A 9,193-nucleotide genomic window follows, 5' to 3' on the forward strand; every position below is an offset into this window, starting at 1 on the left:
GACGACGGCAGCGCCACAGGCGCCGGAGCCGCGGTCACCAGTTCGGTGACGTCGTCAGACTCGCCGGTCTCGTCGACCTCATCGGCGGCTTCGAACTGCAGCCCGAACTTCACTGACGGATCGAAGAAGCTCTTGATCGCGGCGAACGGCACCACCAGCCGCTCCGGAATGCCGCCGAACGACAGCCCGACTTCGAAGCGGTCCTCGGTGACGACGAGGTCCCAGAACTGATGCTGCAGCACCACGGTCATTTCTTCCGGGTACTGCGCCAGCAGCCGCGGCGACAGCTTCACGCCGTCGCCTTTCGACTGGAAGGTGATGAAGAAGTGATGCTCTCCGGGCAGGCCGTTCTGGGCGACGTCGGTGAGGACGTGGCGAAGAACGCCGCGCAAGGCATCGCGCGCGAGCACGTCGTATCGGATGTGGTCGGTGGCCATGTCGTCGTCCCGTCTCGTCGTTCCGTCGCTCGGATGCCTGAAGGCTGGTTCGGCACTGGGGCGTGGCCCGACTCGCGCCGAACATCATGCTACCCCGGCTGCCGCGTATGGTCAGCACCTATCGCGGCAGAATTGTGCGGCGCCGCGCCGGAGAAACCGGCGGTAAGCCATCCTCCAGCCTGCAAAATTCTGAACGAGCAAGGCATGATTAGAATGAGTGGAGGCTTCTGTTGCCAGGTGCCTCCGAACCCCGCCTAACGGAGCTTAACCCGTTAGGGCTTTAAAGTGGTCTTTCAAACTGCCTTACGCAGCCTGAGCAACCGGAGCATAGTTGTCGTTGGCAACTATTGCAGTAGCCCGATAACGGCGGAACAATACCGGGAAAAAGCGAGCCCTTTACGCCCTCGTCGATCCTATTTCGCCCCCGCCGAAACCCGCCTTTCCGAAACGAAAACAGCGGGCTTGGGTGGAGGCGCCGGGTACCGCCCCCGGGTCCGAATGGTTTATTGCGGCGGCCATTTATTTCCATAGTCGGGTTGCCCCGACCCTCCCAATATAGGGGGCAATGTCGGCCGGCGAAAGGGCCTAGCGGCCAAGCACTTGTGGGCGGGCGGCCGGGGCTTCCGAACGGCCGGTCCAGCATCCGGGCAGCTTCGCTGTGCGCGAACAGGGGGACGGCGGAAAAGCCGGTAGTTGTGCTCCTCGCGGCGGTCTAAAGCTTGCAAATGACTCTTATCGATGCACCCGATCGTGATGCTGGGGGCGCCGCGGCTGCTCCGGCGCCCGGCCTCGGGGAGCTGTTCGTCGCTTTCGCCAAGATGTCGCTGGCCGGGTTCGGCGGCGTGCTGGTGTGGGCGCGGCGGGCGATCGTCGAGCAGCATCGCTGGATGACCGCCGACGAGTTCAACGAGACCTTCGCGCTCTGTCACTTCTTGCCGGGACCGAACATCGTCAACCTGTCGGTGGTGTTTGGGGCGCGGTTCCGGGGCATCCCCGGGGCGATCGCCGCGTTTGCCGGGCTGCTCGGTCCGCCGCTGCTGATCGTGACGCTGCTGGCCGTGCTGTACGCCCATTACGGCGAGCTCGAGCCCCTGCGGCGCATCCTGGCCGGGGTGTCCTACGCGGCGATCGGGTTGCTGTTCGCCGTGGTGTTCAAGATGCTGATGCCGCTGCTGCGCAAGCGTGATCCGGTCGCGATCGGTCTGCTCGTCGCGGTGTTCGTCGCGGTCGGCGTGCTGCGGCTGCCGATGCCGTGGGTGTTGGCGGTCGCGGTGCCGTTCAGCATCGCCGCAACCTACCTGCTGCGGAGAGGCGCTGCATGACCGGGGCACCTTCGCTCGGCGGGCTCGCCGCAACCTTCAGCACGATGTCGCTGTTCGCGATCGGCGGCGCCAATGCGGCGCTGCCGGAGATCCACCGCGTCGCCGTCACGCTCAATCACTGGCTGACCGAGCAGCAATTCGCCGACGCCTTCGCGATCGCCCAGCTCTCGCCCGGCCCCAACGTGCTGATCGTCACGCTGATCGGCTACCAGGCCGCCGGACTTGCCGGTGCGCTGGTGGCGACTGTCGGGATGTGCGGGCCGAGCGGGGCGCTGGCCTATGTGGTCAGCCGGCTGCTGGGCCGGGCCGGCCAATCGCCATGGCCCGGGATCATCCAGGCGGCGCTGGTGCCGCTGTCGATCGGGCTGATGGCGGCGAGCGGCCTGATCCTGGCGCTGGGTTCCGACCGGTCGGCCGGGGCAGTGATCCTGACCGCGACGGTCGCGGTGCTGGCGGCGGTGACCCGGATCAATCCGCTGTGGCTGTTGCTCGCTGGCGGCGTGTTGGGATTTGCCGGCGTTGTTTGATCCAAGCCGATAGGCCAAAGACAGAAGATGCCGTTCGCGAGGCGGGCGGTGCGCAGTGCGGGGAGGAACCGATGGACGAAGCGCCGAGCGGGTTGCGTGAGCGATCGGTATTTCCGAGCTGGATCCGCGGACCGCAGGACTTCGTCGGCGGGCTGGCGCTGATGGCGGTTGCGGCCTTCGCGCTGTGGGCGGCCAGCGATCTCGGCGGCATGCCGGGCTTTCGCTTTGGCGCCGGCACGGTGCCGCGGCTGCTGGCGGTGCTGCTGCTCGGCCTGGGCGCGGTGGTCGCTGCCACCGGGATCTTCGCTCCAGGGGAGCAACTGGCGAAATTCCATTGGCGCGGGCCGTTGTTCGTCGGCCTCGCGATCCTGTCGTTCGCGGTGACGATCCGGCCGCTCGGCCTGGTGATCGCGGCGTTCTCGAGTTTCCTGATCGCGGCGCTCGGCACGCCGGAAACGCGCTGGGGCGAGACCTTCGTGGTCGGCCTAGTGCTGACCGCGGCCTGCTGCGGGCTGTTCGTATATGGGCTGGCGCTGCCGTTCGCGCTGTGGCCCGCGTTCCTGACGCAGTGAGGCCGGGATGATGGATCTGTTTTCCAATCTCGCGCTCGGCTTCCAGGTCGCCGCGTCGCCGACCAATCTGTTGCTCTGCCTGACCGGCGCGCTGGTCGGCACCCTGATCGGCGTGCTGCCGGGGATCGGCACCATCGCGACGGTCGCCATGCTGCTGCCGATCACGTTTGGGCTGCCGCCGGTGGGCGCGCTGATCATGCTCGCCGGCATCTATTACGGCGCCCAGTACGGCGGTTCGACCACCTCGATCCTGGTCAACATTCCGGGCGAGGCGACCTCGGTGGTGACGACGCTCGACGGCTTCCAGATGGCCAAGCAGGGCCGCGCCGGCCCGGCGCTGGCGATCGCGGCGATCGGCTCGTTCGCCGCCGGCTGCTTCGCCACCGTGCTGATCGCGCTGGTCGGCGAGCCGCTGACCCGGCTGGCGCTGGAGTTCGGGCCGGCCGAGTACTTCTCGCTGATGGTGCTGGGCTTGGTGTTCGCCGTGGTGCTGGCGCGCGGTTCGGTGCTGAAGGCGGTGGCGATGATCGTGTTCGGGCTGCTGCTGTCGACGGTCGGCTCCGACATCGAAACCGGCGTGTCCCGGATGACCTTCGACGTGCCTGAACTGGCGGACGGGCTTGGCTTCGCCACCGTGGCGATGGGCGTGTTCGGTTTCGCCGAGATCATCCGCAACCTCGACTTCGGCGCCGCGACCGACCGCGAGCTGGTGCAGCAGAAAATCACCGGGCTGATGCCGACCCGGAAGGACCTGCGCGACGCCGCGCCCGCGATCGGCCGCGGCACCATCCTCGGTTCGCTCCTCGGCATCCTGCCCGGCGGCGGGGCGGTGATCGCCTCGTTTGCCGCCTATACGCTGGAGAAGAAGATCGCCCGCGACCCGAAGCGGTTCGGGCGCGGCGCGATCGAAGGCGTGGCGGCGCCGGAAAGCGCCAACAATGCCGCCGCCCAAACCTCGTTCATCCCGTTGCTGACGCTCGGTATTCCGCCGAACGCGGTGATGGCCCTGATGGTCGGTGCGATGACCATCCACAATATCGTGCCCGGGCCTCAGGTGATGAAGAACCAGCCCGAACTGGTCTGGGGCATGATCGCCTCGATGTGGATCGGCAACCTGATGTTGCTGGTGATCAATCTGCCGTTAGTGGGTATTTGGGTGCGGCTGCTCCGCGTTCCGTACCGGCTGATGTTTCCGTCGATCGTGGTGTTCTGCTGCATCGGGATCTACTCGGTGAACAACGCCCCGGTCGATGTCATCCTGGCGGGTGCCTTCGGGCTGATCGGCTATTGGCTGGTGAAGCACGACTTCGAGCCGGCCCCGCTGCTGCTCGGCATGGTGCTGGGTCCGCTGATGGAGGACAATCTGCGGCGCGCGCTGCTGATCTCGCGTGGTGATGCCTCGGTATTCATCACCCGGCCGCTTTCGGCGTCACTGCTGGTGGTCGCCGCCGGCCTGCTGATCCTGGCGGTATTACCGATGCTGCGGCGCAAGCGCGACGAAGTGTTTGTCGAGTCCGAAGGGTAATTTCAGCGCCGCCAATCCCGCATCGCCGCAACGTCGTTTTCGCCGGTTGATCTGATAGCGAGTAATTCGCTATCACCACGTCTTTCCGGCGGAGACGCACAATGAATTTGTTTGACGGAGCGAGCGCCGCGAGATGCGCTGCGATCGCCCTGATGGCACTCTGGGTGTCGCCCGCCGCGGCCGCCGAGCCGGACCGGTTGGACCAGATCGATTTTCCCGTTCGTACCGTCACCGTCGTGGTTCCGTTCGCCAGGGGCGGACCGACCGATACTGTCACACGGCTGATTACTGCCGAGATGGCGAAGACGCTCGGCCAGCCGATCGAAATCGAGAACATGCTCGGTGCCGGTGGTACGCTGGCGGCGACCCGCGTTGCTCACGCCGCGCCCGACGGTCACACGTTGATCGTCGGCCATCTTGGAACTCACGGCGCCGCGGTGGCGCTGTTCCCCAAGCTCGCCTATCGGCCCGACAAGGACTTCTCGCCGGTCGCGCTGCTCACCGAGATGCCGGTCCTGCTGCTGGCCCGCAAGCAGTTCCCGCCGAAGGACCTGACCGAGTTCGCGTCCTACGTGAAATCGCACACCGACAACCTCAACGTCGCGCATGCCGGCTTCGGCTCGGTGTCATACGCCTCGTGCCTGCTGCTCAACCGCCTGCTCAAGGTCGATCCGACCGGCGTGCCGTTCAGCGGCACCGGCCCGGCGCTGCAGGCGCTGGTAGAAGGGCAGGTCGATTACATGTGCGACCAGATCGTCAATGCGGTGCCGGCGCTGCGCGAGGGCAAGGTCAAAGCCTATGTGATTGCCGCGTCCGAGCGCGATCCCGTGGTTCCCGATGTGCCCACCGCCCGCGAAGCCGGGCTGCCCGGCTTCCAGGTCGGCGCCTGGACCGGCTTGTTCGCGCCGCGCGGCACGCCGGAACCGATCGTCGCCAAGATCAATGCGGCGGTCTCCCGCGCCCTCGACCAGTCGGATGTTCGGACCCGGCTGACCGACCTCGGCGCCCTGGTGCCGCGGCCCGAGCAGCGCGCCCCGGTCGTGCTGGCCCAGCTCGTCCAGGACGAGATCAACCGCTGGGAAGAGGTAGTAAAGGGAAACATCCCCTAGCTGCAACCTCCGGGCGGAGGCGATCACGGGCCTGCGTGTGGAAGGGCGGCGCGGCGGCCTTGCCGTGGCCATCGTCCCGGGCCATTTTCCCAGCCTGTCCGGATTCTCCTTAAAGCCCACGCGCCCGCAGGCCTGAACGGCCGCGTCCGCGGCATTTTCGAGCCACATCGCCGATGATCCAATATCAGGACCTGCTCGAACGCATCTTGAGCGACGGGGCGGAGAAGCACGATCGCACCGGCACCGGCACGCTGTCGGTATTCGGGCATCAGATGCGGTTCGATCTGGCGGCCGGCTTCCCGATGGTGACCACCAAGCGGCTGCCGCTGAAAGCGATCGTCCACGAGCTGCTGTGGTTCCTGAAGGGCGACACCAACATCAAATATTTGCACGATCACGGCGTCACGATCTGGGACGAGTGGGCGGACGCCAATGGCGATCTCGGCCCGGTGTACGGCGCGCAATGGCGCTCCTGGCCGACCGCGGACGGCGGCTCGATCGACCAGATCTCGCACGTGGTCGAGATGATCAAGCGTAATCCGGATTCACGGCGCCTGATGGTCACGGCGTGGAATCCGGCCGACGTCGAGAAGATGGCGCTGCCGCCGTGTCACTGCCTGTTCCAGTTCTATGTCGCGAACGGCAAGCTGTCCTGCCAGCTGTATCAGCGCTCCGCCGACGTGTTTCTCGGCGTGCCGTTCAACATCGCGTCCTACGCGCTGCTGACCATGATGGTGGCGCAAGTCACCGGTTTGAAGCCGGGTGATTTCGTTCACACGCTCGGCGACGCGCATCTGTATTCCAATCACCTGGAGCAGGCGCGGCTGCAACTGACCCGCGCGCCGCGCGCGCTGCCGGTGATGACGATCAATCCGGCGGTGAAGGATATCTTCGGCTTCCGCTACGAGGATTTCACCCTGACCGGCTACGACCCGCACCCGCACATCAAGGCCGAGGTGGCGGTGTGAGTAGTAACGCCGCGGAGGTAGCAGGCCTGTCGATCGTCCTGGTCGTCGCCGTCGCTGACAATGGCGTGATCGGGCAGGGCAACGCGATCCCGTGGCGGCTGAAGTCGGATCTGCAGCGGTTCAAACAGCTCACGCTGAACAAGCCGGTGATCATGGGCCGCAAGACCTATCAGTCGATCGGCCGGCCGCTGCCCGGGCGCACCAACATCGTGGTGACGCGGGACGCCGCATTCACAGCCCCGGGCGTGGTGGTGGCGCCGTCATTTACGGCGGCCGAACAGGTCGCGCGCGGCGATGCGCTGCGGCGTTTTGCCACCGAGATTGCGGTGATCGGCGGGGCGGAGATCTACACGCAGTGGCTGCCACGCGCCGCGCGGATCGAACTCACCGAAGTGCATGCGCAGCCCGCCGGTGATACCTCGTTTCCGCCGATCAGTCCGGAACAATGGCGTGAAGTGGCACGCGAACGTCATACGGCCGGGCCGCACGACAGCGCTGATTTTTCCTATGTGACGTATCGACGCGAAACCACGTGCTGAGCGGGGGCGCGGCACCGTTTGCAATTGACAAACCTTCGTCAAGGCTTAGCTCGCAACGCGGAATGACGCGCGTTGTGCCCGGGGGGACGGTCCCCTATAAAGCCGGGCAGACTGCGGCCGTTCGGCTGCGAAGGAGATGTTTGAATGCCGTGGAAGAATCAAGGCGGAGGCCCGTGGGGTTCGGGCCCCAAGGGTCCGTGGGGCTCGGGGCCACAATCATCGGGACCGCGGCCGCCTGATCTTGAAGACCTGCTCCGTCGTGGTCAGGACCGGCTGCAACAGATCCTTCCCGGCGGCCATTTCAGCGGGCTCGGTATCGCGATCGTGCTGCTCGGCGCGCTGGCGATCTGGGGCCTGTCCGGCTTCTTCCGCGTCCAGTCGGAAGAGCTCGGCGTGGTGCTCCGCTTCGGCAAGCACGTCCGCACCGTGCAGCCTGGTCTGAACTATCACCTGCCGTATCCGATCGAGACCGTGCTGCTGCCGAAGGCGCTGCGCGTCAACACGATCAGCATCGGCATGACGCTGATGAACGATCCGGCCCGCCGCGGTGCGACCATGCACGACGTGCCGGAAGAGAGCCTGATGCTGACCGGCGACGAGAACATCGTCGACGTCGACTTCACCGTGCTGTGGCGGATCAAGCCCGACGGCGTCGGCGACTACCTGTTCAACATCCAGAGTCCGCAGGGCACGGTGAAGGCGGTGGCCGAGAGCGCGATGCGCGAAGTGATCGGCCGCTCCGACATTCAGCCGATCCTGACCGGCGCCCGCTCCACCATCGAAAACGCCGTGCAGGAACTGATGCAGCGGACGCTCGACAGCTACGGCGCCGGCGTGCTGGTGCAGCAGGTGCAGATGCAGAAGGTCGACCCGCCGCAGCAGGTGATCGACGCGTTCCGCGACGTGCAGGCCGCACGCGCCGACCTCGAGCGACTGCAGAACGAAGCGCAGACCTACGCCAATCGGGTGATCCCCGACGCCAAGGGCCGCGCCTCGCAGATCATTCAGAACGCCGAAGGCTACAAAGGGCAGGCGATCGCCGAGGCCAAGGGCCAAAGCGCGCGCTTCCTGGACGTGTACGAGGAATACAAGAAGGCCCCAGCGGTGACCCGCGAACGTATCTATCTTGAAACCATGGAGCGCGTGCTCGGCTCCGCCGACAAGCTGGTCTACGATCCTGGCGCGGGCAATGCGCAAGGCATCGTGCCCTATTTGCCGCTGAACGAACTGACCCGGCGTTCGTCGCCTCCCGCAACCGTGCAGCAGAACCAGTCAGTGGGCGGAGGCAACCGATGAAGGCCGGAGTCGCAGGAGCCGTCGCGCTGATCGTTGCGTTGGTCGCGATCATCGTCGGTTGGTCGTCGCTGTTCACCGTGAGCCAGACCGAGCAGGTGCTGCTGGTCCGCCTCGGTGAGCCGGTGCGGGTGGTCACCGAGCCGGGTCTGCACTTCAAGGCCCCGTTCATCGATACGGTGATCAGCATCGACAAGCGGATTCTCGACCTCGAGAACCCGTCCCAGGAAGTCATCGCCGCCGACCAGAAGCGGCTCGTGGTCGACGCGTTCGCGCGTTACCGGATCAAGAACGCGCTGCGCTTCTATCAGAGCGTCGGCTCGATCCCGGCCGCCAACGTCCAGCTCACCACGCTGCTCAACGCGTCGCTGCGCCGTGTGCTCGGCGAGGTCACGTTCATCCAGGTGGTGCGCGACGAGCGCGAAGGCTTGATGGCGCGAATCCGCACCCAGCTCGACAAGGAAGCCGAAGGCTACGGCATCTCGGTGGTCGACGTCCGGATCCGCCGCGCCGATCTGCCGGAGCAGAACAGCCAGGCGGTGTATCAGCGGATGCAGACCGAGCGTCAGCGCGAAGCCGCCGAGTTCCGCGCGCAGGGCGGCCAGAAGGCGCAGGAGATCCGCTCCAAGGCCGACCGCGAAGCCACCGTGATCATCGCCGAGGCCAATTCAGAGGCCGAGCAGATCCGCGGTTCGGGCGACGCCGAGCGTAACCGGCTGTTCGCGACGGCGTACTCGAAGGACCCGGAGTTCTTCGCGTTCTACCGGTCGATGACCGCTTACGAGCAGTCGCTGAAGAGCAACGACACCCGCTTCCTGCTGCGGCCGGATTCGGACTTCTTCCGGTTCTTCGGCAGTCCGGACGGGCGGCCGGCCACGAACGGCGCTGCGCCGGCCGCGGC

General features: G+C 66.2%; 10 protein-coding genes and 1 other RNA gene. 9 read left to right on the forward strand and 2 right to left on the reverse strand.

Annotation, left to right across the window (positions count from 1 at the left end):
• The coding region (locus tag DYI24_RS14685) for an SspB family protein (protein ID WP_164572805.1) at positions 1-437 on the reverse strand (437 nt) is incomplete at its 3' end.
• Positions 438-653: 216 nt separating this feature from the next.
• Positions 654-1,022: a transfer-messenger RNA gene (ssrA, locus tag DYI24_RS14690) on the reverse strand.
• A 140-nt stretch (positions 1,023-1,162) separates the two neighbouring features.
• Between ssrA and DYI24_RS14695 the strand changes: the two genes are divergently transcribed.
• The 9 genes from DYI24_RS14695 to hflC all read left to right on the forward strand — a co-directional run.
• Positions 1,163-1,759, forward strand: coding sequence for a chromate transporter (locus DYI24_RS14695; RefSeq protein WP_164572806.1), 597 nt, complete (start codon positions 1,163-1,165; stop codon positions 1,757-1,759).
• A complete protein-coding gene (locus DYI24_RS14700; RefSeq protein WP_164572807.1) occupies positions 1,756-2,286 on the forward strand; it encodes a chromate transporter in 531 nt (176 codons plus the stop codon). Before DYI24_RS14695 ends, DYI24_RS14700 begins: the two co-directional genes overlap by 4 nt.
• Before the next feature lie 71 nt (positions 2,287-2,357).
• Positions 2,358-2,858 (forward strand): tripartite tricarboxylate transporter TctB family protein, encoded by a 501-nt coding sequence (locus tag DYI24_RS14705; protein ID WP_164572808.1) that lies wholly within the window; start codon positions 2,358-2,360, stop codon positions 2,856-2,858.
• Positions 2,859-2,865: 7 nt separating this feature from the next.
• Entirely contained in the window at positions 2,866-4,383 is a 1,518-nt protein-coding gene (locus DYI24_RS14710) for a tripartite tricarboxylate transporter permease (RefSeq protein ID WP_199852151.1), read from the forward strand.
• 101 nt (positions 4,384-4,484) lie between these two features.
• Positions 4,485-5,492 carry a tripartite tricarboxylate transporter substrate-binding protein gene (locus tag DYI24_RS14715; RefSeq protein ID WP_164572809.1) on the forward strand — a complete coding sequence of 336 codons (1,008 nt, stop codon included), beginning with the start codon at positions 4,485-4,487 and terminating at the stop codon, positions 5,490-5,492.
• A 173-nt stretch (positions 5,493-5,665) separates the two neighbouring features.
• Positions 5,666-6,460 carry a thymidylate synthase gene (locus DYI24_RS14720; protein ID WP_164572810.1) on the forward strand — a complete coding sequence of 265 codons (795 nt, stop codon included), beginning with the start codon at positions 5,666-5,668 and terminating at the stop codon, positions 6,458-6,460.
• Positions 6,457-6,999: a dihydrofolate reductase gene (locus tag DYI24_RS14725; RefSeq protein WP_164572811.1), complete on the forward strand. Its 543-nt coding sequence runs from the start codon at positions 6,457-6,459 to the stop codon at positions 6,997-6,999. Before DYI24_RS14720 ends, DYI24_RS14725 begins: the two co-directional genes overlap by 4 nt.
• 144 nt (positions 7,000-7,143) lie before the next feature.
• Positions 7,144-8,295 (forward strand): FtsH protease activity modulator HflK, encoded by a 1,152-nt coding sequence (gene hflK, locus DYI24_RS14730; protein ID WP_164572812.1) that lies wholly within the window; start codon positions 7,144-7,146, stop codon positions 8,293-8,295.
• On the forward strand, positions 8,292-9,193 hold a 902-nt coding region (gene hflC / locus DYI24_RS14735; protein WP_164572813.1), incomplete at its 3' end, for a protease modulator HflC. The genes hflK and hflC, both read left to right, overlap by 4 nt.

Source organism: Rhodopseudomonas sp. BR0C11, from assembly GCF_010820945.1.
GTDB classification, from domain to species: Bacteria; Pseudomonadota; Alphaproteobacteria; order Rhizobiales; family Xanthobacteraceae; genus Rhodopseudomonas; species Rhodopseudomonas palustris_H.